This is a genomic window from Lentzea alba (assembly GCF_011067745.1).
GTDB classification, from domain to species: Bacteria; Actinomycetota; Actinomycetes; order Mycobacteriales; family Pseudonocardiaceae; genus Lentzea; species Lentzea alba.
Window position 1 is genome coordinate 557473 of sequence record NZ_JAAMPJ010000004.1, and the last position, 25802, is coordinate 583274.

The following is a 25802-nucleotide window of genomic DNA, read 5'->3' on the forward strand; positions in this document are numbered from 1 at the left end:
TCCGGGAAGGAACCTCCTCGGCATGATCGAGGTGCGGAACCTGACGAAGAGATACGGGGACACGACGGCCGTCGACGGGCTGTCGTTCACCGTCCACCCCGGACTGGTGACGGGCTTCCTCGGCCCGAACGGCGCCGGCAAGTCCACGACGATGCGCATGATCCTGGGGCTGGACCGGCCCACCGAGGGCGAGGCGCTCGTCAACGGCAAGCGGTACCAGGACCTGGACCACCCGTTGCGACACGTCGGCGTGCTGCTGGACCCGTCCGCGGTGCACCACGGCCGCAAGGCGCTCGACCACCTGCGCTGGCTCGCGGCGAGCAACGGGATCAGCGGGAAGCGCGCCGTCGAGCTGTTGGAGCAGGTCGGCCTGGGAGGCGTGCGGCACAAGCGGATCAAGACGCTGTCGCTCGGCATGAAGCAACGGCTCGGCGTCGCGGCCGCACTGCTGGGCGACCCGCACGTGCTGATGTTCGACGAGCCGGTCAACGGCCTGGACCCGGAAGGCGTGCGGTGGATCCGCGACCTCATGCGTGGGCTCGCGAAGGAGGGCCGCACGGTCTTCGTCTCCAGCCACCTGATGAGCGAGATGGCGCTGACCGCCGACCACGTCGTGATCGTCGCAAGAGGACAGCTGGTCCAGGAGACGCCGATGGAGGCGTTGACGCGCAACGGTTCCCTGGAGGACGCCTACCTCGACCTCACCTCGGGGAGGGGACTGTGAAGAACGCGCTCGCCGCGGAGTGGCTGAAGCTCCGGACCGTCCGCGCGCCGTGGGGTCTCGTCGCGACCATCGGCCTGATGGTGGCCGCGGGAGCGCTGTTGTCGTGGCTGATCGTCCAGGACTACGACACATCGCCTGCCGCCGAACAGGCGAAGTTCGCCTCCGCCGACAGCAGCGTGGTGATCACGCCGGTCGTCCAGTTCCTGGTCGCCGCGCTCGGCGCCCTGGTCGCGACCTCCGACCCGAGGCTGACCGCGCTGGCCGCCGTGCCGGACCGGAAACGCTTGCTGGCCGCCAAAACCGCGCTCGTCGCCACCACGGCCGTGGTGCTCGGCGCCGCCGCGCTGGCGTTCAGCATCGGCACGAGCGTGCTGATCATGGGCGACCGGCCGCCGCCGATCGCTCCCTGGGACGGGCTGGGCGACGTGCTCCCGTGGGCGGGTGCGGCGGTGCTGTCGATCCTGGTGACCGGGTTGGTCGGGCTCGGGATCGGTCTCGCGGTGCGGTCGACGGCCGTGACGATCGTGGTGGTGGGCGTCCTGTTGTGGGGCTTGCCGGCGATCACGCCGATGCTGCCGGACCCCTGGAACATGGACGCTTCCGCGGTGATGGTGCCGTACCTGGTCTGGGAGGTGGCCGGAATCGTGGACGACGCACCGCTGGGTCCGCCGGCCGCCGCCGGAACTTTGATCGTGTACGTATTGGTGACTCTGGGTACCGGAACTGTGACTCTTCTGCGACGAGACGCTTGACGCACTCTTGGGGCGGCCTTAGGGTCATCTATACCTTTAATCGGTAAGGAAACTTACCTATCTAATCCGCCGCCTGCAGTCCGAGAGGAGACGCTGAATGGCTTGGCAGAAGTCTGTGGTGGCACTCGCCGCGGCGGTCGTGCTCCCGTTGACCGGTGTGATGGCGGGCAGTTCCGTCGCCGCCGCACCCGCGCTGCCAGTGGGCTCATCCGCGGCGGTCAACGGCCAGTTGAAGGTCTGCGGTGTGAAGCTGTGCAACCAGGCGGGCCAGCAGGTCCAGCTGCGGGGCATGAGCACGCACGGCATCCAGTGGTACTCCCAGTGCGTCAAGACCGCGTCCCTGGACGCGCTCGCGACCGACTGGAAGGCCGACGTGCTCCGCATCTCGATGTACATCCAGGAAGGTGGCTACGAGAGCAACCCTCGCAAGTTCACCGACATGGTGCACGGCTACATCGAGGAGGCCACCAAGCGCGGCATGTACGCGCTGGTCGACTGGCACCAGCTCTCGCCGGGCGACCCGAACCACAACACCGCGCGCGCCAAGACCTTCTTCAAGGAGATCGCGCAGCGGCACAAGAACAAGACGAACATCATCTACGACATCGCCAACGAGCCGAACGGCGTGTCGTGGGCGAGGGTGAAGTCCTACGCGGAGGCCGTCATCCCGACGATCCGCGCGGAGGACCCGGACAGCCTGGTGCTCGTGGGCACGCACGGCTGGTCGACGTTCGGCCTGTCCGACGGCAAGAACATCAACGAGGTCAGCCAGAACAAGGTCAACGCCTCGAACCTGATGTACACGTTCCACTTCTACGCCAAGGACCACCGCGACAGCTACCTAAAGGCGCTGGACACGGTGTCGAACCAGGTGCCGGTGTTCGTCACCGAGTTCGGTTCGCAGGAGGCGTCGGGTGACGGCCCCAACGACTTCACCATGGCGAACAAGTTCATCAGCCTGATGAACTCGAAGAAGATCTCCTGGACCAACTGGAACTTCTCCGACGACCACCGCACGGGCGCGGTGTTCAAGAGCGGTACCTGCTCCGGCAACAGCTTCGCCGGTGAGGGTCCGCTGAAGGACGCCGGCAAGTGGGTGCGCAACCACATCAGGGCGAATCGTTAGGTCCTGGCCTGATAGACCGACCCCGGCGGGTCACGTGAGCGGCGGTCCTGCGGGGCCGCCGTTTACCGTTGTCGGCATGGCACAACTCGCGCTCGGTCTCGCGTCCCTCGGTCGTCCCGCCTACATCAACCTCGGCCGCGAGAACGCGTTGCCTCGGGTGCGGGACGTCGAGTCGATGCGCGAGCAGTGCCATCGGGTCCTCGACACGGCGTACGAGCTGGGTGTTCGCTGGGTCGACGCGGCGCGCTCGTACGGGTTGTCCGAGGACTTCCTGTCGTCATGGCTGCCCGGTCACGACGACGTGACGATCTCCAGCAAGTGGGGCTACGCCTACACCGCGGACTGGCGGCCCGACGCCGAGGTGCACGAGGTGAAGGAACACTCACTCGCGCGTTTCACCCAGCAGTGGCAGGAGACTTCGGCGTTGTTGCCGCGGGTGTCGCTGTATCAGGTGCACTCGCTGACCGCCGACAGCCCGCTGTTCTCCGACCGCGCGCTGCAGGACGCGATGGTCGCGATCGGTGTCTCGCTGGGCTTCTCCACGTCCGGTCCGCGGCAGGCCGACGCCATCCGCAAGGCACTGGAGCTCGGCATCTTCGGGTCCGTCCAGTCCACGTGGAACGTGCTGGAGACCTCGGCCGGTGAGGCGCTGCGGGAGGCGCACGACGCCGGCCTGCGCGTGATCATCAAGGAAGGCGTGGCCAACGGCCGCCTCGTCGTCGAGCCCCCGCAAGCGGTTGCGGCACAGGCGGAAGCGTTGGGCGTGGGACCGGACGCGGTCGCGCTGGCGGCGATCGCGCGGCAGCCGTGGGTCGACGTCGTGCTGTCCGGTGCGGCGAGCCCGGAGCAGCTCAGGTCCAATGTGGACGCGCTGCGGATCGACGTGGACCTGCCGGACCTCGCGGAGCCCGCCGAGCAGTACTGGAAAATCCGTGCCGGATTGAGCTGGAACTAGTTACCGTGACGCCGTGAGTGATCAACCTGTCGAGGCCTTCGAACCCCCTTACTACGTGGCTGTGTTCTCCACGGTGCGAACCGAGGAGCAGGCCGGCTACCCCGAGACCAACGCGCGCATGGAGGAGATCGTGCGGGACATCCCCGGCTTCCTGGGGATGGACCACGCGCAGAATCCCGGCGGACTGGGCATCTCCGTCGCGTACTTCCGCGACGCCGAATCGCTCACGCAGTGGCGGACCCACACCGAACACCGCGCGGCGCAACAGCGCGGGCGGGAGCAGTGGTACGAGAGCTACACGCTGCACGTCGGGAAGGTGGAGCGCAGCCACAGCTTCAAGCGGGCGTAGTTCGTCCGGGTTCTGACAGATGTCACGGTGAAGCCGTGCGGAACATCGCTACCAGCACAAACGCCGCGCGATCAGCATTGTCGGCATGACAAAGCCGACAGTGACCGACCCCGACGCCCGCGAGAAGCTGCACATCGCCAAGATGCTGCTCGGCGGCTACGCGGTCGTGAGCGTGCTGACCCTGCTGGCGATCGTGGTGTTCAGCGGCAACCCCGACATCGTCACCGACGCGGTGTGGATCCGCGGCTCGATCCTCGTGGTGGCCTCGCTGGTCACGTTTGCCCTGGGGGCGTCCATGGCCGGCGGGTCGCGCGGCAGCTACCGCCGGGTGCGGATCATCGCGCCGGCCCAGGTGGTCGCGATTGGGGTGATCGAGTCCGTCCCCGGCTCCTTCCCGGTCTGGTTCAAGATCGCGAACGGCGTGTGCGGCGCGCTGCTGATGATCGTCGTCCTGCTGACGTTCGCTCGCAGCGTGCGCGCCGCCTTCGCGTCCTAATACGGTTCTCGACGTGGACGAACCGCGCGGCGTGGACGAGCGGCGCCGGCTGCTGCTCTCCCTGGGCATGCTCTGTTACCCGTTCCTGGCGGCCGCGGGCGTCAACCAGTACGCGCACGGCGCCGGGCTCGTTTCGGGTTATCTGCTGCTGGTGGCCGTCTCCGTCTGCTACCTGGGCATCGTGGTGGCCGCGATGCGGTCGGCGTGGCGGGTCCACTGGTGGCTGGTGGCGCTGATGACGGTGCTGGTCCTGCTGCTCGCGCCGCTGGCGCACGAGAACGTGCTGATCCTCGCCGCGGTGATCGTGCCTTGCGCGGCGGCGCGGGTCGGTGCCCGGACGGCGGCGGTTCTCGTGGTGCTGGGCGCCGCGGTGTGCGTGGTGGTGCCGATGACCGTGCCCGGCTGGAGCACGGGCGGGAGCTGGTACTACGCGGTGGCCGTGGTGTTCACGACGCTGCTGGTGCTCGCCTTCAGCCGCACCGCCACGGCCAACCAGCAGTTGCGCGAGGCCAGGGCGGAGGTGGCCAGGCTGGCGTCGGAGGCCGAGCGCAACCGGATCGCCCGTGACCTGCACGACCTGCTCGGCCACTCGCTCACCGCGATCACCGTGAAGAGCGCTCTGGCCAGGAAGCTCGACCCGGCCGCGGCGCGCGCCGAGATGGAGTCGGTGGAGCAACTGGCCCGGCAGGCGCTGTCCGACGTGCGGGCCGCGGTGTCCGGGTACCAGGACGTGACGCTAGCCGGTGAACTCGCCAGGAGTCGCGAGCTGCTGCGGGCGGCAGGGGTCGCCGCCGACCTGCCCACCGCCTGCGACGTGGTGCCGGCGCAGCGCCGGGAACTGTTCGGCTGGGTCGTCCGCGAAGGGGTGACGAACGTGGTGCGGCACGCTCGGGCCGGGCGGTGCACGGTGGAGCTCACCGCTTCCACCGTGGAGGTGAGCGACGACGGGGTGGGCGGTCCCGTCGGTGCCGGGTCCGGTTTGGACGGACTGCGAGCGAGGGTGTCGGACGTTGGGGGAGTGTTGACCGCGGGGCCGGCGGGGCCTCGCGGGTGGTTGTTGCGTGTGGAGGTGGCGGCATGACGATCCGGTTGCTGCTCGCCGACGACCAGGAGCTGATCCGGCAGGCGCTCGGCGTCCTGCTCGACCTCGAACCGGACTTCGAGGTGGTGGCCTCGGTCGGCCGCGGCGACGAGGTCACGGCCGCGGCGCTGGAGCACCGTCCGGACGTCGCGCTGCTCGACATCGACATGCCTGGGCTGGACGGGCTCGCGGCCGCCGCCGTGCTCACCGCGCAGGTGCCCGGCTGTCGTGTGGTCGTCCTGACCACCTTCGGCCGCACCGGTTACCTGCGCCGGGCGATGGAGGCGGGCGCCGTCGGGTTCGTCGTGAAGGACGCGCCCGCCGCCGTGCTCGCCGACGCCATCCGGCGGGTGGCGGCCGGTGAGCGCGTGGTGGATCCGGCACTGGCCGCGGCGACGCTGGCGGCGGGCGAGTCGCCGCTCACCGCCCGCGAACGCGACGTGCTCATCGCCGCCCGCTCCAGCGCCACCGTCGCCGAGATCGCGGCCCGGCTGTACCTCGCCGAGGGCACCGTGCGGAACTACCTGTCCGGCGCGACCACCAAGACCGGCACCCGCAACCGGATCGAGGCCCTGCGGGTGGCGGACGAGCGCGGCTGGCTCTAGGAACCGGTGCGGCGCAACCACTCCCGGCCGATCGCGCGGCCGTCCGGCACCAGCGGCCAGCCCGGGTCGTCGATCTTGCCGCGCAGCTCGTCCAGGCCCATCCACCCACCCCAGGCGACCTCCTCGGGCTGGTGGGTGAACGGGCCGTCGGAACGCGTCTCGTAGACCCACGCGTGATAGCGCGTCTGCTCGTCGACGTAGGTGGTCTGGAAGAGGAAGGTCAAAGGCGAGTCGACCCCCAGCTCCTCCTCGAGCTCGCGCCGGGCCGCGGTGTCGGGCGTCTCGCCCGCGTCGATCACGCCGCCGGCCGTGTAGTCGTAGAGGCCCGGGAAGATGTCCTTGGTGTCGGTGCGGCGGTGCACGTAGATCCGTTCGCCGTCGACCGAGTGCACCAGAGTGAGGACGCAACCGTGCCAGAGGTTCTCGGCGCGCATGCGTTCCCGCGACACCGTGCCGATCACGTTCGCGTCCTCGTCGTACAGATTGATCATGCTGAGGTGGATCATCCTGGGATCCTCCTGTAGTCGTACGCGAGCTTGCTACCCCAGTCCGACGCCCGCTGATCGTCTTCCTTCCTACCTTCGTGAACGTCAGACGTCACCGAGGAGGATTCGTGTCCACTTCCCTGCGGCTCGGCGTCGCCGAGTTCCGCGCCCGGCCGGGCCGCGCGCTGCTGCCCGGCGTCGCGCTCGTGGTCGGCGTGGCCTGCCTGCTGGCCGCCCTGGTGCTGAGCGACGCGCTCTCCAGGTCGGTCGACGAGGGCGCGCCGGTCACCCCGTCCGCGGTGGGCCACGTGGTGAACGTCCGACCCTCGGAGTACGGCGTCGACACCGTCGAGGCGACCCGCCCGAAGCTCGACGCCGCGTTGCTCACCAAGCTCTCCGCGATCGGCCGCGCGGTGCCGGTCCAGGAGGTCCGCGCGGACCTCCTGGACGACAACGGACGGGCCGGGGAGCACCGGGCCGAGGTGCACGTCCAACAGCCCGACCTGGCGCGCTGGCCGCTGGCCGAGGGCAAGCCGCCCGCCGCGGACAACGAGGTCGCCGTCGACAAGATCACCGCGTACGAACGCGACCTGAAGCCCGGCGACAAGATCAAGCTCGCTGCCGCGGACGGCAAGCCGGTCGACGTCACGGTCAGCGGCGTCATGAAGAAGGGCGGGATGGACTCGCGGCCGATCCTGGTCGCCGGTCCCGAACTCGCGAAGAAGCTCGATCCGCAGCCGGAGACCCTGGCGATCTGGGTGATCGGCGGGTCGCGGGACGCCGTCGCGAGCGCCGCCGGGGCGTCGTTCGTCGTGTTCGACCCGGATCCGGACGCCAACAAGATCGGCAACGACCTGACCTTCATCCTGCTGCCGTTCAGCGTGCTCGCGCTGGCCACGGCGGTGTTCGTCGCGGCGGCCACGTTCCGTGCGGTCTACGCGCAACGTCAGCGTCAGACGGCGTTGCTGCGGTGCATTGGTGCTCAGCGCGGGCCGTTGGTGCGCAGGAGCCTGTTCGAGGCGTTCGTGACGGGTTCGCTGGCGGGTGTCGGCGGTGCGTTGCTGGGCGGGCCGATGGCGTGGCTGCTGGCCAGGACGTTCGACCTCACCGGCATCTCCGCGCTGTTCGGCGCGGTGCAGCTGAGTCCGGACCTGTTGCCGTCGCTCGGGTACGTGATCCTCGGAGTTGTTGTTGCCGCGCTGTTGAGCGTCGTGGCCGCTGTCCGGCCCGCGATCAACGCTGCGCGTGTGTCCCCGTTGGCTGCTCTTCGTGACGCGGACAACGAGGTTCCCCCTCGGTCCGTGCGGCGTCTGCGGCTGGTGTTCGGTCTGCTGTTCACCGGTGGCGCGGCGCTGCTCGCGATGCTGGCCATCGCGGCCAAGGGCACGTCCGCTGCCCCGATCTCGGTCACGTTCTCCGCGATCGCCGCGGTGACGGGCCTGTTCTGGATCCTCGGCCCGGTCACCGTGCCGTTCATCGCGCGGCTGTTCGGCAAGATCGGCGGCACGCAATGGAAGCTCGCCGGCGCCGAGGTGCGCAGGATGCCGCAGCGGTCGGCGTCGGTGGCGCTGCCGTTGCTGCTGGCCAGTTCGATGGTGACGTTCTTCCTGGTCGTGCTGGGCAGCGCGCAGGAGATGACCTACGCGTACGCCAACGAGCAGCGCCCGGACGCCACCGTGGTGGACGCCGGGGGACGGCCGCTGCCGGACGTTCCCGCACGGCCCGAGGTCGACGCCAGCGTCGTGCTGCACCAGGCCGAGAACGGGGCCGGCGTCGATCCCGAGCAGTTCAAGACCTGGCTCAAGGCGCAGAACGTGTCCGGGGCCGACCAGTTCGTCGCCGGGACCGCGATCGTGCCGGAGCACTGGTCGGACCGGCCGTTCGCCGAGAACGACGGCAAGCAGTACGAGGTCGTGGGCACCGTTCCCGGCACCCTCACCGGCTACACGCCGATCTTCGGCGGCCTGACCTCCGGCCCCGCCGAGAAGGTGCTGGTCGCGTTGAAGCCGGGGGTGGATCCGGCGCAGTTCCGGGCGAACCTGCAGGCAGCGCTGCCGAACAACCCGACCGTGATCGTGCAGACGGACGCCGACGAGCGGGCCGAGGCGGACCGGTACATGCACCTCGGCACCGTGCTGATGATGGTGCTGCTCGGGTTGTCCGTGGCGGTCGCCGTGACCGGCATCGGCACCGCGCTGACGATCTCGGTGCAGGAACGCCGCAAGGAGCTCGCACTCAGGCGCGCCTTGGGCGTCACTCAAGGCGGACTGCAGGGCGGAGTCATCGCTGAAGCGATCATGTTGGCGCTGGTCGGCGTGATCGGTGGCGGAGTGCTCGGGTTCGGGTACGCCGAAATCGCGATTCTCTCGACCGGCATCGACATGTCACTGCCCGGCTTGTCGGTGGTGTTGCCGCTGGTCATCGGCGCGGCGGCGGTGGTGGTCCTGGCCGTGGTGGCCGCGTTCGGGCCTTCGCGCGGGGCTTCGCGCATTCGCCCGGCGGCGGGACTGGCGTCCGGGTGAATAGGGTGAGGGGAGCTTCAACGCGAAGCTCCCCTCACGCTGTTGCCGGGGTCAGGTCATAAGGTGTTGCGTATGCGGCGGATCATGGGAACCGAGGTCGAGTACGGCATCGCGGTGCCGGGCGACGCGACCGCGAACCCGGTGCTCACTTCGACACAGGTGGTGCTCGCGTACGCGGCGGCGGCGGACATACCGCGCGCCAGGCGTGCCCGGTGGGACTACGAGGTGGAGTCACCGCTGCGCGACGCGCGCGGGTTCGACCTGGGCAGTCCCGGCGGCCACCCCGCCGACTCGGACGTCGAGGACCTGGGCGCGGCGAACGTCATCCTCACCAACGGCGCGCGGCTCTACGTCGACCACGCGCACCCCGAGTACTCGGCTCCCGAGGTCACCAACGCGCGGGACGCGGTGATCTGGGACAAGGCGGGGGAGCGGGTGATGGAGGAGGCCGCGCTGAAGGCCGCCACCGTGCCCGGCCAGCCCCGCCTGCAGCTGTACAAGAACAACGTCGACGGCAAGGGCGCGTCGTACGGCACGCACGAGAACTACCTGATGCAGCGCTCGACGCCGTTCACGGCCGTCATCGCGGGCCTCACGCCGTTCTTCGTGTCGCGCCAGGTCATCACCGGTTCCGGCCGGGTGGGCATCGGCCCGTCCGGCGAGGAGGCGGGCTACCAGCTCTCGCAGCGCGCCGACTACATCGAGGTCGAGGTCGGTCTCGAGACCACCCTGAAGCGCGGCATCATCAACACGCGCGACGAGCCGCACGCGGACGCGGACAAGTACCGCCGCCTGCACGTCATCATCGGCGACGCGAACCTGGCCGAGTACTCCACGTACCTCAAGGTCGGCACCACGTCCCTGGTGCTGGACATGATCGAGGCCGGCCAGCGGTTCGACGACCTGCGCATGGTCGACCCGGTGCGCGCGGTGCACCAGATCAGCCACGACCCGACGCTGAAGACCAAGGTCGAGATGACCGGCGGGCGCAAGTTCACCGGCCTGGACGTCCAGTTCGCCTACCACGAGCGCGCGACCGCGTTCGTGGAGAAGGAGGGCATCGGCGACCGCGACGTCCTGCGGGTGTGGGGCGAGGTGCTCGACGCGCTGGCCCGCGACCCGGCGGAGTGCGCGGACCGGCTCGACTGGGTCGCCAAGCTGCGGCTGCTCGAGGGCTACCGGCAGCGCGACGGCCTCGCGTGGGGTTCGGCGCGGCTGAACCTGGTCGACCTGCAGTACTCGGACGTGCGCCTGGACAAGGGCCTCTACAACCGCCTGGTCGCGCGCGGCTCGATGAAGCGCCTGGTGAGCGAGGAAGAGGTCATCGCGGCCATCACCACGCCGCCTGAGGACACGCGTGCGTACTTCCGCGGCCGGTGCCTGGAGCGTTACCCGACCTCCGTCGCGGCTGCGTCGTGGGATTCGGTGATCTTTGATCTCGGTCGAGAATCCCTCGTGCGGATTCCCACGCTGGAACCGCTGCGCGGGACGAAAGCGCACGTCGGAGCGCTTCTGGAGGCCTCTGACACCGCCGAGCAACTGGTGGACGCACTGACTCGCGGGTGATCGTCTACCCGAGTGGCTCAGGATTTTTGTCGGTGCCGCTGGGTAGTGTTCTTGTCAGGCGAGTTAGCGGGAGGCCGAGATGTCCCAGGAACAGAAGCAGCGCCAGGGCGGTGGCGACGGCGACGACGGCGCGGACGACGCCGCCGGAGCCGGTCAGGAACGCCGCGAGAAGCTCGGCGAGGACGTGGACGCGATCCTCGACGAGATCGACGACGTGCTCGAGGAGAACGCGGAGGACTTCGTCCGCGCATACGTGCAAAAGGGTGGTCAGTAGGCCTTCGGGGGCCTGCCGACCACCTTCGGGGACGGGAGAACAACCAACACATGGACCACAGCTCGACCGGGCGTTACCCGGCCGCGGCGCTGCCCTCGGCGTACCTGACGCCGGGCTCGTCGTCGTTCACGGACTTCTTGCGGGCGCAGGCACCCGACATGCTGCCTTCCGCCCGGAAGCTCCCGGAGGGGACCGTCCAGGCCCCGCACGGGACGACGATCGTCGCGGCCACCTACAAGGGTGGGGTCGTGATCGCCGGCGACCGGCGCGCGACGATGGGCAACGTCATCGCCCAGCGCGACATGAAGAAGGTCTTCGTGACCGACGACCACTCGGCCGTCGGCATCGCGGGCACGGCAGGCATCGCGATCGAGATCGTGCGGCTGTACACGGTCGAACTGCGGCACTACGAGAAGATCGAGGGCGTCTCGCTGTCGCTCGACGGCAAGGCGAACCGCCTCTCGGCCATGATCAGGGGCAACCTCGACGCGGCCATGGCAGGCCTCGCCGTGGTGCCCCTGTTCGCCGGGTACGACACCTCGGCCACGGACTCGGACCGCGCAGGCCGCATCGTGTCCTACGACGTCACCGGTGGCCGTTACGAGGAGTCGCAGGGCTACCAGGCCGTCGGCTCGGGCTCGCTGTTCGCGAAGTCGGCGTTGAAGAAGCTCTACGACCCGGACGCGGACGCCGACGCCGCGATCCGCTCGGTCGTCGAGGCGCTCTACGACGCGGCCGACGACGACTCGGCCACGGGCGGCCCGGACCCGGTCCGCCGCCTCTACCCGGTCGTGGTCACCATCAACGGCGCCGACGGTGCCGTCGAGGTACCGGACGCCCAGGTCGCCACGGTCGCCGACGCGGTCGTCGAAGGCCGCCGGTCCCGCCCCGCAGGCTGAGTCCCCATCAGGTTCGACGTCAGGAGCACCACCCATGACGATGCCGCTGTACGCATCGGCAGAGCAGGTGATGCGCGACCGCTCGGAGTACGCCCGCAAGGGCATCGCCAGGGGTCGCAGCGTCATCGTGCTGAAGTACGCGGACGGCATTCTGTTCGTCGCGGAGAACCCCTCCAGCACGCTGCACAAGGTCTCGGAGATCTACGACCGCATCGGCTTCGCGGCCGTCGGGCGGTACAGCGAGTTCGAGAACCTGCGGCAGGCCGGGATCCGGTTCGCTGATGTGCGCGGGTATCAGAACGACCCGCGTGACGTCACTTCGCGGTCTCTCGCCAATGTTTATGCCACCACGTTGGGTACCTACTTCACCGAGCAGATCAAGCCGTTCGAGGTGGAGATCTGCGTGGCTGAGGTCGGGGACTCGTCTGCTTCGGACACGTTGTACCGGTTGACGTACGACGGGTCCATTGTGGATGAGCCCCAGTACATCGTGATGGGTGGCACTGTGGATGCTGCCAACACCGCTTTGAAGGACGCTTTCGCTGACGGGTTGACGTTGGCTGAGGCTGTTCCGGTTGCGGTCAAGGCGTTGTCCGCCGGGTCGCCGTCCACCGGATCTACTGGGTCTGAGCTGTTGCCTGCCAACAAGTTGGAGGTCGCGGTTTTGGAGCGGGCTCGGCCTCGGCGGGCGTTTCGGCGGATTGCCGGGGCGGCGCTGGATTCCTTGATGCCTTCGCCTACCAAGGGTGGGAAGGCTGTTGAGGACGTTGAGCTGCCTGGCTCGGAGGATGAGTCGAAGTAGGGTTTCTGGTTGTTGCGAATGGCCCTCGGCGGTTGCGTCGGGGGCCATTCGCGTTGGGCGGGTCACGTTCCGAGTCGCGACCGGGCATCAGGCACGACTCGTGACGGGACCCCACCCGGAGCGCATGCGAAGAGCGGCTCGGCTGCGCCGTCGCTACTGCTCGCCTTCGGCCTCGCCTTGGGCGCACTTTTCCAGCAGGGTTGCCAGTTCTTGTGGCTTGCTCAGTTGTGCGCAGTGGCCCGATGCCAGCTCTACCGGTGTGACTCCTGGTAGGCGGGTTGCAATCACTCCTCGCATGAACGTTGGCGTGAAGAACCTGTCCTCTGTGCACAGGATGAAGTGCGTTGGTACGTCGGGCATCGCGTCCAGCGGCCACGGCATGGCCATGGCGTTTTCCGACATGTCGCGTTCCCGCTTTTGCGACTCCTCGGCCAGTTCTGGTGGGACGTCGTGCCAGAACTGGTCTTCCAGGCCGCTGTCCGTGTAGCCCGTGTTGGCCCACCAGTCGTTCGGCGTTTCGCCTGGGTGGGGGAGCATCGCGGTTACCAGGACCAGTGCCTTGGCGTTGACCTGGGCGGCTACCAGTGGGGCTACGAAGCCTCCGAACGAGTGGCCCACTACCACCACGTCCGATGTGGACGGGAGGGCTTCGGTCACTGTTGAGGCCCAGTCGCTCAGGTCTTTGGACTCGTCTTCGGTGGGAAGGTCGGGGGCGACGACGGTGTGGCCCTTGGCTTGCAAGGCTTTTGCTACCAGGTGCCACGACCAGCCGACGTCGCCCCCTCCGTGCGCTATCGCGAAGGTGGTCATGTGGGGACCCTATTCGCGGCGCTCGATCGGTAGGCGGGAACGGGTGAAAAGGGCTGCGCCCAGCATGGCCACGGCTGGGACCACCAGTAGGGAGATCGCGATGTTGGGCCAGGGGATGGTCAGCGGGTTTGGGGCTGGTTGGGGCCAGAAGCTGGCGTAGCCGACGTTCAGGGCGGCCAGCAGGGCCAGGGCTGAGCCTACGCCTGCGGCTGTGCCCAGTAGACCGCCTATGCCTGCGATTACGCCTGCTTGGCTCAGTGACAGGAGTTTGCGCAGGGTAGGGGTGGCGCCTACGGCGGCGAGGGTGGTCAGGTCTCGGCGGCCGTCGGCTGCGGCCAGGCCGGTGGCCAGCGCGGCGGCTGCGAGGGTGATGATGCCTGCTACCAGGCCGAGGATGGTCAAGGCCTGTTGGACGTCGGATTCTGTTGGGCGGGCTACGTGGACCTCGTATTCGCCGCCCAAGGCTGCTGTCAGGGCTTCTTGTTCGTCTTCGGTGGGCATGCGGGTTGTGGTGGCGTACATGGTGAACGCGGTGACGGGGAAGCCCAGGGACCTTGCGGTTTCCTCGGTCATCACGGCCAGTGGGGCCTGTTGTCGTCGGGGGGCGACGAAACCCGGGGCTGGTTTGGTGGTGGCTTTGGTGCCGGTGGCCAGGAGGGTTTGGTTGTTGGCGACGTGGGTTGGGTCGTTGGTGACGATCTTGCCGTCGCGGAGGGCTGCTTGGACGGCGGCCACGTCGTCGTTGTGCAGGTGCAGCAGGGATTGGGCGGCGTCCGGGGTGGCTACGGCCAGGAAGCCGTTCGGGGTCGTGAAGGTGCCGAAGTAGCGGTGGGTTCGGCCCACGTTGGCGCAGCGTTGGTCGGTCAGGGCCGATTGTTGTTCCGGCTCGGTGGGGTTTCGGTGGAGCACGTCCGTGGTGTACGGGCATTCGCGGTCTGGCGGGGGGCGGAGGTGCGCGAAGCAGGGGCCGCCGTCGCACGAGAGGAGTTTGATCTCGTGGGTTTCGGAGACCGGCATGGCGCCGCGGATGGCGGTGGCCACCGAGGGCGGGATGGTCGTGGTGTTGGCCTTGGTGAGGTCGTCCAGGCGGTAGACGGTGACGTCGCCCAGGTTGCCCGCCAGTTGGCCTGCTTCCTGCTGGGCTTGGGAAGTCAGGATGACGCTGACGGCTACCGCGCCGATGACGGCGGCCATGACCGCGGAGATCGCGGGGGCTGCTGCTGTTCGGTTGCGGGAGGCGTCGCGCAGGGCTATGCGGAGGGCGACGGGGAGCCAGCGGCCCGCTCGGGCCAGTAGGCCCAGCAGGGCCGGGGTGCAGAGGACCAGGCCCACCTCGGTGAGGATCAGGGCGATGAGGATGCCGGGGAACAGCATCTGGATCGCGCTGAAGACGCCTACGGCCACGCCTGTGGTCACGAGGATCAGGCCCAGTACCAGCCAGCGGCGGCGGGAGCGGGTGATGCCTCGGCGGCCGGCCAGGGCGGTCACGACGTCCTGGCGGGAGGAGATCCAGGCTGGGACGAGGGCGGCCAGGACGCCGGTGACGATGGCGAGCAGGGCCAGAGCGGCTAGGGCGGACGGGTAGAAGCGTTGGGCGGCAAAGCGTTCGGCCAGGAGCCATTCGACGAGCGGGCGGCTGGCGACCGCTGCCAGCACTCCCAGGAACACGCCACCGACGGCTGCCAGGGTGCCGGTGACCACGCCGTCGGCCAGGACGATGCGGCGGACGTGGGCTGGGGCGCCGCCGACTGCGGAGACGAGGGCCAGGTCGCGTTTGCGGCGGCGGGCTCCTACGGCCAGGGCGGAACCGGCCAGCAGGGACATCTCCAGCACGGCCAGGCCCGCGATGAGGACCAGGACGTCGGCGCCGACCTCTTTGGGGTCGGTGAACTGCGGATAGAGGTCGGCTGCCGCAGGCGGGTTGTGCAGGACGGTGCGGGAGAGGGTCGCGATGCCTACCTTGTTGAGCTCCTTGACCTTCGCCCAGTCGATCCGGGTGGTGACGAGCCAGGAGCGGTCGGCGTGGTCGAACGTGCCGGGCAGTGCCACCAGGGTGGTGTTGTCCAGGCGGTCGGGTTCCTCGATGACGCCGACTACGGTGAACTTGCGGCCGTCCTCGGTGGTGAGCGTGCCGTCGAGACCGACGCCGGTGCGGGTCATGGCCTTGCGGGACAACGTGATCTCGGTGTTGTTGAGGGACGCGCGGCCCTCCAGGAGGGTGATCAGGCCCTTGGTCAGCGGGTTGTTCAGGTCGAGCATCCGGACGCCGGCGCGGCCGACGCCCGCTGTGGTGCGGATGTTGACGCCGCTGCGTTCCACGGGGACCAGCTGGGTGCCGGGCAGGAGGGCCTTCAGGCGGTCCTCGGAGGGTTCCTGGCCTTCGGCGTTGCCGATCGGGATCGCGAAGTCCCTGGTCGGTTCCTGGATCACCGGGCCGCGGTAGGGCCAGCTGACCACCGCCTCGGCGGTGCCCATGTGCAGGGACGCGTTCTCGTCCGGGGTCGGGGTGGTCGAGTCGTGGACGATGGCGGCGAAGGTCAGGGCCGCCACCGGGACCAGGATCAGGGCGATGACGAGGGCGGAGCGGCCGCGGGATCTGCGGGCCTCGCGCCAGGCGATGCGCAGTGCTGCGCGCCATCCGTTCACGGCGTGCTCAGCAGTTCTTCTGGCTGGTCGCGGGTCGACACGTCGACGACGACGCCGTCGCGCAGGAAGATCACGCGGTCGGCCCAGGCGGCGTGGCGGGCGTCGTGGGTGACGAGGACGGCGGCGGCACCGGCGTCCACTTTGGAGCGCAGCAGGCGCAGGACGGTTTCGCCGGTGCGGGAGTCGAGGGCACCTGTCGGTTCGTCGGCCAGGACCAGGCGGCGTTCGCCGATCAGGGCGCGGGCGATGGCGACGCGTTGCTGCTGGCCGCCGGACATCTCGTCGGGGAAGCGGTCCGCGTAGCCGTCCAGGTCCACTTCGGACAGTGCCTGCTCGGCCTGCCGGCGGGACTTGCGCACGCCGTCGAGGTCGAGGGGGAGCGCGACGTTCTCGGCGGCGGTGAGGCTCGCGATGAGGTTGAGGTCCTGGAAGACGTAGCCGATCCGGCGGCGGCGCCAGGCGGCGAGCTTCTTGCGGGACAGGGACTGCAGGCTGGTGCCGTCGACGAGGACCTGGCCGCTGGTCGGGCTGTCGAGGCCGCCGGCGAGGTTGAGCAGGGTCGACTTGCCGGAGCCGGACGGGCCCATGACCGCGACGAGCTCGCCGGGTTCGACGGCGAGGGAGACGTCGTCGAGGGCCGTGACCGCCGTGTCGCCGGTGCCGTGGACGCGGTGCACGCCGCGCAGTTCGAGGACGGTCATCTCGGCACCTCGACGTCCGTCGTCTCGGGGACGGCCCGCGGTTCGTAGCGCAGCAGGCTCGCCTCGCAGTGGTCGAGCCAGCGCAGTTCGGCCTCGGCCTGGAAGATCATCGCGTCGAGCACGAGCAGCCACGGCAGGTCGCCGGGCTGGGTCTTGAGTCTCGTGTACTCCTGCAACGTGCGCATCGTGGCCGTGCGCTGGGTCATCACGACCTTGGCGACGTCGACGCCCGGTGTGGTGATCGCGAGGGCGAGCTTGATCGCCACCTCGTCGCGCGGGCGGTCGCTCCGCTGCACCGGCGAGGCGAACCACCTCTTGAGCTCGGTGCGGCCCTGCGCGGTGATCTCGTAGGGGCGCTGGCCCTCGTTCTCGGGCAGCGCGGCCACCAAATCGTCACGCTCCAGGCGCGACAACGTCGTGTAGACCTGCCCGATGTTCAACGGCCACGTACCGCCGGTGGCCGAGTCGAACGCCGCCCGCAGTTGGTAGCCGTACATGGGCCCGCGCTCCAGCAGCGCGAGCAGACCGTGTTTGACCGACATGCGTACTGAGTATGCATACTGAGTATGTTCCTGGCAAACGGTGACGGCGAAACATGCGTGCGAGCTGGGCTGACATCAGGAACCCTGGACGGTGCCGGAGACGTCCGGCTGAAGTGACCTTGGGGGATGACGTGGTCGACGCCGCACGGGGTCGAACTGGGGCAGTGAGTCTGCTGGGGGCATCGGGCCGGTCCGATGTGCCGCGAGCGGTGGTGCCGCCCTCAGGGGTCCGGGACTACGAGATCCGGGACTACGAGACCGCGGACGAGGTGTCCTGGCTGCGGTGCCGGGTGCTCGGATTCGTCACGACGAGCAGCTACGACGACGTCTGGCAGGCCAAGCGCCGCGCCGATCTCGAACTCGTCGCGCTCCACGACGGCGTCGTGGTCGCTGCACTGGACGTGTCGGTGCCCGGTGCGGAAGCGACCATCCAGACCGTGGTCGTGCACCCGGATTATCAGGGCCGTGGGATCGCAACGGCGTTGCTGGGCGAAGCGCTGCGCCGGTTGGAACGGTGTGGTGTGCGCGTACTCGACGCCTCGACCCGTGAGGACGAACCGGCGTTGGGCTGGTTCGCGCGCAACGGGTTCCTGGAGACGTCACGCTATCTGCACGTCTACGCCTCGGCGGACGAGGTGGGCACGGTGCTGAACGCCAAGTACGGGCTGACGCCGGTCGGAGCGTTCCTGCACGCCAGGATCGAACGGGAAGCCGAGTTGCGGCAACGGTTCGAGCGCGTGCACGTGTGCCGGCGGATGGTGCGGATGATCGGCTAGGTGCTGATGCCGGTGAGTCGCGGGATGGTGGCGGTGCGCCCGGCGAGCAGCATCAGCAGCGCCTCGATCGGCCCGCTCACCTCGGTGCCCTCGCCGGCCGACCAGTCGGCGTCGGTGGCGACGAGTCGATGGCCGGCCAGCCGTTTGCGCGCGTGGAACGGGAAGCCGATGTGCCACAGGTCGTCCGCGGACACCACGGCGGCCTCGATCGGCATGTGGCGTTCGATGCCGAGCGGCAGTGCGATGTCCTGCGTGTGCACCATGACGTCCATCATGGCGTTCTTGAGGCTCTGTCCGAGCGCGAGCTTGCGGACCCCGACGGCGCCGCGCAGCTCCGCGACGAGCTCCCCGGTGGATCTCCGCGCCGCCTCGGCGCGGGCGGTCTGGTCGACCACGCGGTTGAAGCTGCCGCGGGCTTTGGCGTACTCGCGGATCACGCCGCCGAGGCCGATGCGGTGCCCGAGCGTCAGGTGGGCCGCGACCTCGCGCACCGTCCAGCCCGCGCACAGCGACGGGTAGGTCCACTCCACGTCCGTGAGCCCGGCGAGCAGGTCCGCCGTCAGCGCGCGTTCGGAGTCGATCGTCTGCCACATCTGGGTGTCGTCCATGACGGTCCTCCTCTTGATTTAGTTCGATAGACTGACTACTTTAATCAGAGTCTCTGACTAAAAACAAGGGGAGTCGCGGGTGAACATCGGGCTGCTGCTCTACATCCCGTACCGGGACCTGGAGAACCGGATCATGGCCGCGGTTACCGGCGCCGGCTACGACGTGACCCTGGCCCAGGCCCGTGTGCTGCAACGGATCAGCCCGGACGGCACCCGCCTGACCGAGCTTGCCGAGGCCGCCCAGGTGACCAAGCAGACCGCCGGGTTCCTGGTCGACCAGCTGGAGAAGCTCGGGTACGTGGAACGCGTGCCCGACCCGACCGACGGCCGCGCGCGGCTGGTGCGGGTCACCGAGAAGGCGAGGGGCGCCACGCCCGTCGCGGAGGCGGAGATCGCGAGGATCGAGGCGGAATGGGAACAACACATCGGCAAGCGCCGGATGGGCCAGCTGCGCGAGGCGCTGGAGAAGCTCGGCGAGATCACCGACCCGTACCGGTGAGGGTCGTGCCGGTGGCGTTCCGGCCGGTCGCGGTGACGACGGCGGCGCTCTACCGGGTCGTGACCGAGGAGGAGTCGGTGTTCGTCAAAGTCCTGTGCCGGCCTCGGATTCCCGCGGACCTGGTGGACGTGGTCGGGGAGTTCCCGTGGCGCGACGAGGCCGAGTTCCTGCTGTCGGACTTCGCGTTGCCGCCCGGTTTCCGACGGCCGCGCGTGGTGCGGGTGGACGACCTCGGCGACCGGATCGGGCTGTGGCTGGAGGACGTGCGCTGCGCTGACGTGGAGTGGGACCTGCCGCGCTTCCGGCGGGCCGCGCTGGGGCTCGGCCGGTGGGCGGGACGCAGGTTCGGCGGCCCGCCGGGCCGGGCGCTGCGGGTGCTGTACGAGGGAAGGCTGGTGCGGGAGGCGTTCCTGCGGCCGGACTGCTCGCGGTTCGCCGGACGGGTGCCGGAACTGCTGGCACGGCTGGAGGCCCTGCCGCAGGCCACCGGGCACAACGACGCGTGTCCGCAGAACCTGCTGGTGCCCGCCGACGACCCGGAGTCGTTCGTGGTGATCGACGTGACCTGGCAGTGCCCGAACCCGGTCGGCGCGGACCTCGGCCAACTGCTCGTGGGCCTGGCGCAGGCGGGACGGATGGCGGTCGCGGATCTCCCGCCGATCCGGGAGGCGATCATCGACGCCTACCTGGACGGACTCCGGCTGGAACACCGCGCGGTGTCACGAGAAGAGGTCGCGCTGGGGTGTGACGGGTCGCTGGCGCTGCGCAGCGCGTTCCACTCCGAACCCGAGCTCGCCGAGTACCTGATCGAGCTCGGGCTGGCCTGTTAGGCCCGTTCGGAAGTGCTGCGCAGCACGCAGAACTCGTTGCCCTCGGGGTCGGCGAGGACCGCCCAGCCGGTGCCGTCGGGCTCGCGGCGATCGGCGACGAACGTGGCGCCGAGGCCCAGCAACCGCTCCACCTCCTGGTCACGCGAGGTGTCCGGGCGCAGGCACAGGTGGATCCGGTTCTTGCTCGTCTTGGGTTCCGGCACCTGGTTGAAGTACAGCACCGGGCCGTCCGCCAGCTGGACCTCGGTCTCCCGATCACCCGGTTTGTCGTCCGGGTGCAGCGGACGGCCCGTCACCTCGCTCCAGAAGCGGGCCAGCTCATAGGCATTCGCACAGTCGATCGCCACGTTCTGCACCACGGAAACCATGGGTGCAGAATTCCTGACCGCCGCTGCGGACGCCACCGAGTTGCGTCAGGACGCGAGCAGTTCCGACACGCGCGTGCGGACCTCGGGCGAGTCGAGCCCGCGGACCATCACGGTGGTGCGGCGGCGCAGCACGTCGTCCACCTCGGACGCCCACTCGGTGCGGCGGGCGTGCTCGACCTGCGCCCAGATGTCCGGGCCGTCCGGGTGCACGCGCTCCAGCAGGGCCGGGTTCTCCAGGCCGAGCGCGACGACCTCGTGCGATGTCGTGCCGTAGTGCGTCGCGAGGTGGCGGACCACGTCGTCGGGCAGCGCGTTCCAGGCGTGACCGAGCACCGAACCCACGGTGTCGGGCTGGGCCGAGCCGGGCAGCGCGACACCGTCCAGCGGGCCGTCGAACGTGCGGCCGAGCTCCGAGTTCACCCGCGCCAGCACGGTGGCGCCGATCTTGCGGAACGTCGTCCACTTGCCGCCGGCCACGCTGATCATGCCGCCGGAGCCCGCGGTGATCACCGTCTCGCGCTTGGCGTGCGAGGTGTCGCCGGGGCCGCCGGGCAGCACCCGCAGACCCGCGAAGGTGTACGCGAGGTTCTTCTTGTCGAGCCCGGTGACGGCGACGCCCGCCTCGGACATGATCTGGTCGACGTCGGCCTCGGTGCACGACACGGCGGCCGGGTCGCCCTCGTACGCCTCGTCAGTGGTGCCGAGGAGGAGGTGGCCCTCCCACGGGATCGCGAACGACACGCGCACGTCGTCGACCGGGATCGTCAGCGCGGCCTTCCACTCCGTCGACGTCCGCATCACCAGGTGCGAACCCTTCGACAGGCGGATCGACGGGTCGGCGGCAGGATCCTCCATGCGCCGCAACACGTCCAGCCACGGGCCGGTCGCGTTGACGACGACACGGGCGTTGACGCCGAACTCACCGTGTGAGTCCTTCAGGTCCACGCCCGTCACCTTCGCACCGGTCTTGCGCAGGCCCACGACCGAGATGTGGTTGAGCAGCACGGCACCGGCCTCGGCGGCGGCGCGCGCGGCGGTGATCGCCACGCGGCTGTCGTTCATCTGGTGGTCGTAGTACATCGCGGCCCCGCGCAGACCGTCGGCGCGCAGGTCAGGCACCCACTCCACAGCCCTGCGCGCCGACAGCACCTTCCCCATGCCGTCGCCGAAGCCCGACAGCGCGGAGTACAGCGTCACGCCCGCACCCAGTACGAAACGGCTGTGCGGGCCTCCCTTGTAGACGGGGACGAGGAACGGCAGCGGGCGCACCAGGTGCGGGGCCAGGTGGTCGCCCAGCGCGCGGCGTTCCTTGTGGTTCTCGTGCACCATCGGCACGGCCGACGGGCCCATCGCGAGGTAGCGCAGGCCGCCGTGGACCAGCTTCGACGACGCGGACGACGTGGCGCCCGCGAAGTCACCGCTCTCCACCAGCGCGACCCGCAGGCCGGAGCGGGCCGCGGCCCACGTGGTGGCGATGCCCAGGATGCCGCCGCCGATCACGACGACGTCGAAGTCGCCGTGCTGGAGCTCTTCGCGGGCGCGTGCCCGTTGAGTCAGGCCAAGAGAAAGGTCAGTCATCGTCCTCGTCCATCCACCCGACGGTCCGCTCGACCGCCTTCTTCCACTTCCGGTAGCCCTTGTCGCGGGCGGCCGGTTCCATCGACGGCTCCCATTCGGCCGCCTTGTGCCAGTTCGCTTTCAGTGCGGCGGTGTCGGGCCAGTAGCCCACCGCCAGACCGGCCGCGTACGCCGCGCCGAGGCACGTCGTCTCGGCGACGATCGGGCGCACCACCGGTACGTCCAGCACGTCCGAGAGGAACTGCATGAGCAGGTTGTTCGCCGTCATGCCGCCGTCGACCCGCAACGTCGTGAGGTCCACACCGGAATCGGCGTTCATTGCGTCGACGACCTCTTTGGTCTGCCACGCCGATGCCTCCAGCACGGCCCGTGCGAGGTGTCCGCGCGAGATGTAGCCCGTCAGTCCGGCGATCACGCCACGCGCGTCACTGCGCCAGTGCGGTGCGAACAGTCCGGAGAACGCGGGCACGAAGTACGCACCGCCGTTGTCGTCCACGGTCCGTGCGAGCGTCTCGATCTCCGCAGCCGACGAGATCAGGCCGACCTTGTCGCGGAACCACTGCACCAGTGCGCCCGTGACCGCGACCGCGCCTTCCAGCGCGTAGGCGGCGGGCTGGTCACCGATCTGGTAGCCCACGGTGGTCAGCAGGCCGTTCTGCGAGTGCACCGGCTTGGCGCCGGTGTTGATCAGCAGGAACGCGCCCGTGCCGTAGGTGCACTTGCCTTCGCCGGGGTCGAAGCAGGTCTGTCCGAACAACGCGGCCTGCTGGTCGCCCAGCGCCGACGCGACCGGTACGCCCTGATGCGTGCCGTAGACCTCCGAGGAGGACCGGATCTCGGGCAGGACCGTTCGGGGAACGTCCATCGCGGACAGGAGCTCGGGGTCCCAGTCGAGGGTGTCGAGGTTCATCAGCATGGTGCGCGACGCGTTCGTCACGTCGGTGACGTGGCGGCCGGTTAGGTTCCAGATGAGCCAGGTGTCCATCGTGCCGAACAGGACCTCGCCGCGTTCGGCCTTCTCTCGCAGCCCTTCGACGTTGTCGAGCAGCCACCGCAGCTTCGGGCCGGAGAAGTAGGTGGCGAGCGGCAGTCCGGAGCGCTCGCGGAACCGGTCCTGGTCGCCCAGCTGCTTGATCAGCGCGTCGGTGCGTGTGTCCTGCCAGACGATCGCGTTGTGCACGGGCACGCCGGTCTGTTTGTCCCACACGACCGTTGTCTCGCGCTGGTTCGTGATGCCGAACGCGGCGATGTCGTCGTGGGTGAGAGACGCCTGTGCGAGGGCATCGCGCACGACGGCCTGCACGTTCGTCCAGATCTCAGTCGCGTCGTGCTCCACCCAGCCCGGCTTGGGGAAGATCTGGCGGTGCTCGCGCTGAGCGACCGACACGATCCCGCCGGCCTGGTCGAACACGATGCACCGGGACGACGTCGTGCCCTGGTCAATCGCCGCGATGTAGCTCACCCTGTAGCACCTCTCTGTGCCATTCGACATTGTCGAACGGTGTCAGGTTACTACCAGGAGAGGCCTCCGAGCTCCCTCGAAACGCTGCGAGCTGCCTCACGTACGTAGGACACGAGTTCGAGGCGAGGCGGCTGATCGGGTGACTCGCACAGCCGCTCGACCGGTCCGGAGATGCCGACCGCACCCACGACGACGCCGCGCCGGTCGCGGATCGGGGCGGCGACCGAGGCTTCGCCCTCGACGAGTTCGTGCAGGTCGTAGGCCCAGTCGCGGTCGCGCACCTCGTTCATCGCGGTGTGCAGCTCGTCGGGGTTGAGCGTGCGCCTGGTGAACCGCTGGAGGTCGCCGTCGGGCCACTCGCCGAAGGCGACCAGCGCCTTGCCGAGGGCGGTCGCGTGCCACGGGAGCAGCGCGCCGGTGTCGAGCGTCTGCCGGCTGTTGTCCGGCCGGAACACGTGATGCACGACGAGCACGTGCTTGCCGTGCATCACGCCGATCCGCACCGCCTCGCGCGCACGCATGGCCAACGTGTCCGACCAGTTCAACGCCTTGGCGCGCAGCTCGTTGCCGTCGAGATAGCTCGTGCCGATCTGGAACAACGCGGCACCGAGGCGGTACTTGCCGCCCTCGACCTCCTGCTCGACGAAGCCGACCTCCTGCAACGTCCGCAGAATGCCGTGCACCGTCGGTTTCGCCAGGTCCAGCGCACGCGAAATCTCGCCGACGCCCAACTGGTGCGCGCCGCCGTGCGCGAGCAGCTTGAGCACCTCCGCCGCGCGCTGAATGGACTGAATGGGCCCAGGCACATCACGACCCTACCTGCACGCATTCGACAATGTCGAACACCAAATTGCACGCGGGGACCCTACGTACTACAGGAGAGGACGCGGGGGCCCCGCGTGTCGTCAGTCAGGGGCGGTAGATGCCCAGGGCGGCGGCGCGGGAGCGGAACTTGAAGTGGGTGGCCCTTTCGCGGACTTCGCCGTCCGTCGCGATGGAGATCGGCGCGCCGTGCACCTCTACGTTCAACGAGGCCACTTCGAGGTGCTTGTAGGTGCGCGAGTGCTCCAACGCCCCGAGGAGCGCGCCGAGGAAGAACCGGGTTCGTGAGAACTGCCGGTCCGCCCGCACGTACCGAACGTCGAGCAGCCCGTCGTCCAGCCGCGGCCGCATGGTCGGCGCGAACCCCTTCGGCCGGTACGGGCCGTTGCCCACGAACAGCAGCCACACCAGGTGCTTGTCCCCGTCGATGGTCATCTCCAGCGGCTTGGCCCGCTGCAGCACGCGGAACAGCGCGATCGCCGCCGCCGGCCACTTGCCCCAGCGCTTCTGCAGCTTCTCGCGGATCCGCACCATGTCCGGGTAGCCGCCCAACGACGCGGTGTTCACGAACCACTGCCCGTTGACCTGCGCGAGGTCCACGCGCACACCCACGCCGTCCGCGACCGCTTGTGCCGTGTCGTGCAAACCGGTGATGCCGACGTCACGCGCGAAGTGGTTCAACGTGCCGGAGGGGATGAGCACGAGCGGTAGGTCGCGCTCAGCAGCGATGGACGCCACGGCGGCCACGGTCCCGTCGCCACCAGCCACCCCCAGCGCCTTCGCGTCCGGCAGGTCGGGGAGCTCCTCGATCGAGACGACCTGGGCCTTCGGCCACTCCTCGGTGATCTGCGGCGTCGGGTCCGGGCCGATCCCCGAGCGCGGGTTCACCACCACGACCAGCCCATCGCCCTCCTGCAGCGACGTCAGATCGGCGTGTTCGTAGGCCGACGCGGGGTCGTTCATCCCCAACGGCCACCAACGGCGAGTCAGCAGCGCGGCACCGACACCCACCGCCGCGCCGGCCGCAACGTCCGTTGGCCAATGCACGCCGGTGTGAACGCGTGAATACGCCACGGCCGCTGCGATCGGTGCGACCACCGCGCCTGCTTTGGGTGATTCCATCGCCACCGCCGTGGCGAAAGCGGCGGCTGACGCGGAGTGACCGGACGGAAACGACGACGAGGTCGGCCGCTTGGACAGACGGCGCTCGACCGCGAGCAGATCAGCGGCGGGCCGGCGCCGCGGGAAAAGTGACTTCCCGACCAGGTTCGCGCTGGCAGACGCCCCGGCAATGGCCGCGAGCCCCCTCATCGCGCCACGCCGGAACGGGCCTTTCCCCGTTGCCAGGATTGCCGCGATCGCGAACCACAACAAGCTGTGGTTCGCGGCCTTGGAAAGTCGCTTGAAACCCCTGTCGAGCCTGCTCGGAGGCAGCCCGGCAGAGGAGCTCATGAGCTTCTTGTCGAGAGCGCTGACCCGTTTCCACACCCCTCCGACACTAAACCGCAACCGGCGTGCCGCCCG

Annotated in this window: 26 protein-coding genes and 1 pseudogene; 16 read left to right on the forward strand and 11 right to left on the reverse strand. The window is 69.2% G+C overall.

Annotated elements, in window-relative coordinates:
* Positions 1–22 precede the first annotated feature (22 nt).
* The 8 genes and pseudogenes from G7043_RS18330 to G7043_RS18365 form a co-directional block, all read left to right on the forward strand.
* A pseudogene (locus G7043_RS18330) lies at positions 23–664 on the forward strand (ABC transporter ATP-binding protein); the annotation flags it as partial.
* A 56-nt stretch (positions 665–720) separates the two neighbouring features.
* The gene (locus tag G7043_RS18335; RefSeq protein WP_166046861.1) at positions 721–1476 is read left to right on the forward strand and encodes an ABC transporter permease; all 756 of its coding nucleotides are present in this window, start codon (positions 721–723) and stop codon (positions 1474–1476) included.
* Between the two features lie 97 nt (positions 1477–1573).
* Complete coding sequence (locus G7043_RS18340; RefSeq protein ID WP_166046862.1) at positions 1574–2602, forward strand: glycoside hydrolase family 5 protein; 1029 nt, start codon at positions 1574–1576, stop codon at positions 2600–2602.
* A 76-nt stretch (positions 2603–2678) separates the two neighbouring features.
* Positions 2679–3557: an aldo/keto reductase gene (locus G7043_RS18345; RefSeq protein ID WP_166046863.1), complete on the forward strand. Its 879-nt coding sequence runs from the start codon at positions 2679–2681 to the stop codon at positions 3555–3557.
* A gap of 13 nt (positions 3558–3570) precedes the next feature.
* Positions 3571–3906 carry an antibiotic biosynthesis monooxygenase family protein gene (locus tag G7043_RS18350; RefSeq protein WP_166046864.1) on the forward strand — a complete coding sequence of 112 codons (336 nt, stop codon included), beginning with the start codon at positions 3571–3573 and terminating at the stop codon, positions 3904–3906.
* An 85-nt stretch (positions 3907–3991) separates the two neighbouring features.
* Positions 3992–4402 carry a hypothetical protein gene (locus G7043_RS18355; protein WP_166046865.1) on the forward strand — a complete coding sequence of 137 codons (411 nt, stop codon included), beginning with the start codon at positions 3992–3994 and terminating at the stop codon, positions 4400–4402.
* 13 nt (positions 4403–4415) lie between these two features.
* Positions 4416–5483 carry a sensor histidine kinase gene (locus G7043_RS18360; protein WP_313887948.1) on the forward strand — a complete coding sequence of 356 codons (1068 nt, stop codon included), beginning with the start codon at positions 4416–4418 and terminating at the stop codon, positions 5481–5483.
* Positions 5480–6088: a response regulator transcription factor gene (locus G7043_RS18365; protein WP_166046866.1), complete on the forward strand. Its 609-nt coding sequence runs from the start codon at positions 5480–5482 to the stop codon at positions 6086–6088. The genes G7043_RS18360 and G7043_RS18365 overlap by 4 nt, the downstream gene beginning before the upstream one ends.
* Here the strand turns inward: G7043_RS18365 and G7043_RS18370 are convergent.
* On the reverse strand, positions 6085–6594 hold the full coding sequence (locus tag G7043_RS18370) for an NUDIX hydrolase (RefSeq protein ID WP_242642372.1): 510 nt from the start codon (positions 6592–6594) through the stop codon (positions 6085–6087). The two genes, G7043_RS18365 and G7043_RS18370, sit on opposite strands and share 4 nt — an antisense overlap.
* A gap of 107 nt (positions 6595–6701) precedes the next feature.
* Here G7043_RS18370 and G7043_RS18375 point away from each other — a divergent pair, with 107 nt between their 5' ends.
* The 5 genes from G7043_RS18375 to prcA all read left to right on the forward strand — a co-directional run bounded on the left by G7043_RS18375 (position 6702) and on the right by prcA (position 12636).
* Positions 6702–9095, forward strand: coding sequence for an FtsX-like permease family protein (locus G7043_RS18375; protein ID WP_166046867.1), 2394 nt, complete (start codon positions 6702–6704; stop codon positions 9093–9095).
* Between the two features lie 72 nt (positions 9096–9167).
* Complete coding sequence (dop, locus tag G7043_RS18380) at positions 9168–10661, forward strand: depupylase/deamidase Dop (RefSeq protein WP_166046868.1); 1494 nt, start codon at positions 9168–9170, stop codon at positions 10659–10661.
* A 79-nt stretch (positions 10662–10740) separates the two neighbouring features.
* Positions 10741–10935 carry a ubiquitin-like protein Pup gene (locus G7043_RS18385; RefSeq protein ID WP_030471529.1) on the forward strand — a complete coding sequence of 65 codons (195 nt, stop codon included), beginning with the start codon at positions 10741–10743 and terminating at the stop codon, positions 10933–10935.
* A gap of 50 nt (positions 10936–10985) precedes the next feature.
* Positions 10986–11834, forward strand: coding sequence for a proteasome subunit beta (gene prcB / locus G7043_RS18390; protein WP_166046869.1), 849 nt, complete (start codon positions 10986–10988; stop codon positions 11832–11834).
* Positions 11835–11868: 34 nt separating this feature from the next.
* A complete protein-coding gene (prcA, locus tag G7043_RS18395; protein ID WP_166046870.1) occupies positions 11869–12636 on the forward strand; it encodes a proteasome subunit alpha in 768 nt (255 codons plus the stop codon).
* Between the two features lie 153 nt (positions 12637–12789).
* Here prcA and G7043_RS18400 read toward each other — a convergent pair whose 3' ends face one another.
* Genes G7043_RS18400 through G7043_RS18415 form a run of 4 tightly spaced genes read right to left on the reverse strand, consistent with a single transcriptional unit; the run spans position 12790 to position 17335 of the window.
* On the reverse strand, positions 12790–13446 hold the full coding sequence (locus G7043_RS18400) for an alpha/beta fold hydrolase (protein WP_166046871.1): 657 nt from the start codon (positions 13444–13446) through the stop codon (positions 12790–12792).
* A 9-nt stretch (positions 13447–13455) separates the two neighbouring features.
* Entirely contained in the window at positions 13456–16092 is a 2637-nt protein-coding gene (locus G7043_RS18405) for an ABC transporter permease (protein WP_166046872.1), read from the reverse strand.
* Positions 16089–16793: an ABC transporter ATP-binding protein gene (locus tag G7043_RS18410; RefSeq protein WP_166046873.1), complete on the reverse strand. Its 705-nt coding sequence runs from the start codon at positions 16791–16793 to the stop codon at positions 16089–16091. The genes G7043_RS18405 and G7043_RS18410 overlap by 4 nt, the downstream gene beginning before the upstream one ends.
* On the reverse strand, positions 16790–17335 hold the full coding sequence (locus G7043_RS18415; RefSeq protein ID WP_166046874.1) for a PadR family transcriptional regulator: 546 nt from the start codon (positions 17333–17335) through the stop codon (positions 16790–16792). The genes G7043_RS18410 and G7043_RS18415 overlap by 4 nt, the downstream gene beginning before the upstream one ends.
* A 164-nt stretch (positions 17336–17499) precedes the next feature.
* On the opposite strand from G7043_RS18415, the gene G7043_RS18420 reads away from it, so the two are divergent.
* Complete coding sequence (locus G7043_RS18420; protein ID WP_207311292.1) at positions 17500–18111, forward strand: GNAT family N-acetyltransferase; 612 nt, start codon at positions 17500–17502, stop codon at positions 18109–18111.
* On the opposite strand, the gene G7043_RS18425 is transcribed toward G7043_RS18420, so the two are convergent.
* Positions 18108–18719 (reverse strand): maleylpyruvate isomerase family mycothiol-dependent enzyme, encoded by a 612-nt coding sequence (locus tag G7043_RS18425; protein WP_166046876.1) that lies wholly within the window; start codon positions 18717–18719, stop codon positions 18108–18110. The two genes, G7043_RS18420 and G7043_RS18425, sit on opposite strands and share 4 nt — an antisense overlap.
* Positions 18720–18798: 79 nt before the next feature.
* Between G7043_RS18425 and G7043_RS18430 the strand changes: the two genes are divergently transcribed.
* Together G7043_RS18430 and G7043_RS18435 are read left to right on the forward strand one after the other, a co-directional pair.
* Entirely contained in the window at positions 18799–19218 is a 420-nt protein-coding gene (locus G7043_RS18430; RefSeq protein WP_166046877.1) for a MarR family winged helix-turn-helix transcriptional regulator, read from the forward strand.
* Between the two features lie 11 nt (positions 19219–19229).
* A complete protein-coding gene (locus tag G7043_RS18435) occupies positions 19230–20048 on the forward strand; it encodes a hypothetical protein (protein WP_207311293.1) in 819 nt (272 codons plus the stop codon).
* On the opposite strand, the gene G7043_RS18440 is transcribed toward G7043_RS18435, so the two are convergent.
* The 5 genes from G7043_RS18440 to G7043_RS18460 all read right to left on the reverse strand — a co-directional run bounded on the left by G7043_RS18440 (position 20045) and on the right by G7043_RS18460 (position 25730).
* A complete protein-coding gene (locus G7043_RS18440; RefSeq protein ID WP_166046878.1) occupies positions 20045–20416 on the reverse strand; it encodes a VOC family protein in 372 nt (123 codons plus the stop codon). The genes G7043_RS18435 and G7043_RS18440 overlap by 4 nt on opposite strands.
* 45 nt (positions 20417–20461) lie before the next feature.
* A complete protein-coding gene (locus G7043_RS18445) occupies positions 20462–21994 on the reverse strand; it encodes a glycerol-3-phosphate dehydrogenase/oxidase (RefSeq protein WP_166046879.1) in 1533 nt (510 codons plus the stop codon).
* Positions 21987–23486, reverse strand: coding sequence for a glycerol kinase GlpK (glpK, locus tag G7043_RS18450; protein WP_166046880.1), 1500 nt, complete (start codon positions 23484–23486; stop codon positions 21987–21989). Before glpK ends, G7043_RS18445 begins: the two co-directional genes overlap by 8 nt.
* A gap of 20 nt (positions 23487–23506) precedes the next feature.
* A complete protein-coding gene (locus tag G7043_RS49900) occupies positions 23507–24262 on the reverse strand; it encodes an IclR family transcriptional regulator (protein ID WP_166046881.1) in 756 nt (251 codons plus the stop codon).
* A gap of 103 nt (positions 24263–24365) precedes the next feature.
* The gene (locus G7043_RS18460; protein ID WP_166047102.1) at positions 24366–25730 is read right to left on the reverse strand and encodes a bifunctional phosphatase PAP2/diacylglycerol kinase family protein; all 1365 of its coding nucleotides are present in this window, start codon (positions 25728–25730) and stop codon (positions 24366–24368) included.
* Positions 25731–25802 lie beyond the last annotated feature (72 nt).

Excerpts from the sequence above, each read along its gene's own strand:
- G7043_RS18340 (WP_166046862.1), top strand. The coding sequence starts at position 1,574 with ATGGCTTGGCAGAAGTCTGTGGTGGCACTCGCCGCGGCGGTCGTGCTC.
- G7043_RS18345 (WP_166046863.1), top strand. The coding sequence starts at position 2,679 with ATGGCACAACTCGCGCTCGGTCTCGCGTCCCTCGGTCGTCCCGCCTAC.
- G7043_RS18355 (WP_166046865.1), top strand. The coding sequence starts at position 3,992 with ATGACAAAGCCGACAGTGACCGACCCCGACGCCCGCGAGAAGCTGCAC.
- G7043_RS18365 (WP_166046866.1), top strand. The coding sequence starts at position 5,480 with ATGACGATCCGGTTGCTGCTCGCCGACGACCAGGAGCTGATCCGGCAG.
- G7043_RS18370 (WP_242642372.1), bottom strand. The coding sequence starts at position 6,594 with ATGATCCACCTCAGCATGATCAATCTGTACGACGAGGACGCGAACGTG.
- dop (WP_166046868.1), top strand. The coding sequence starts at position 9,168 with ATGCGGCGGATCATGGGAACCGAGGTCGAGTACGGCATCGCGGTGCCG.
- G7043_RS18385 (WP_030471529.1), top strand. The coding sequence starts at position 10,741 with ATGTCCCAGGAACAGAAGCAGCGCCAGGGCGGTGGCGACGGCGACGAC.
- prcB (WP_166046869.1), top strand. The coding sequence starts at position 10,986 with ATGGACCACAGCTCGACCGGGCGTTACCCGGCCGCGGCGCTGCCCTCG.
- prcA (WP_166046870.1), top strand. The coding sequence starts at position 11,869 with ATGACGATGCCGCTGTACGCATCGGCAGAGCAGGTGATGCGCGACCGC.
- G7043_RS18400 (WP_166046871.1), bottom strand. The coding sequence starts at position 13,446 with ATGACCACCTTCGCGATAGCGCACGGAGGGGGCGACGTCGGCTGGTCG.
- G7043_RS18410 (WP_166046873.1), bottom strand. The coding sequence starts at position 16,793 with ATGACCGTCCTCGAACTGCGCGGCGTGCACCGCGTCCACGGCACCGGC.
- G7043_RS18415 (WP_166046874.1), bottom strand. The coding sequence starts at position 17,335 with ATGTCGGTCAAACACGGTCTGCTCGCGCTGCTGGAGCGCGGGCCCATG.
- G7043_RS18425 (WP_166046876.1), bottom strand. The coding sequence starts at position 18,719 with ATGGACGACACCCAGATGTGGCAGACGATCGACTCCGAACGCGCGCTG.
- G7043_RS18440 (WP_166046878.1), bottom strand. The coding sequence starts at position 20,416 with ATGGTTTCCGTGGTGCAGAACGTGGCGATCGACTGTGCGAATGCCTAT.
- G7043_RS18445 (WP_166046879.1), bottom strand. The coding sequence starts at position 21,994 with ATGACTGACCTTTCTCTTGGCCTGACTCAACGGGCACGCGCCCGCGAA.
- glpK (WP_166046880.1), bottom strand. The coding sequence starts at position 23,486 with ATGTCGAATGGCACAGAGAGGTGCTACAGGGTGAGCTACATCGCGGCG.
- G7043_RS18460 (WP_166047102.1), bottom strand. The coding sequence starts at position 25,730 with ATGAGCTCCTCTGCCGGGCTGCCTCCGAGCAGGCTCGACAGGGGTTTC.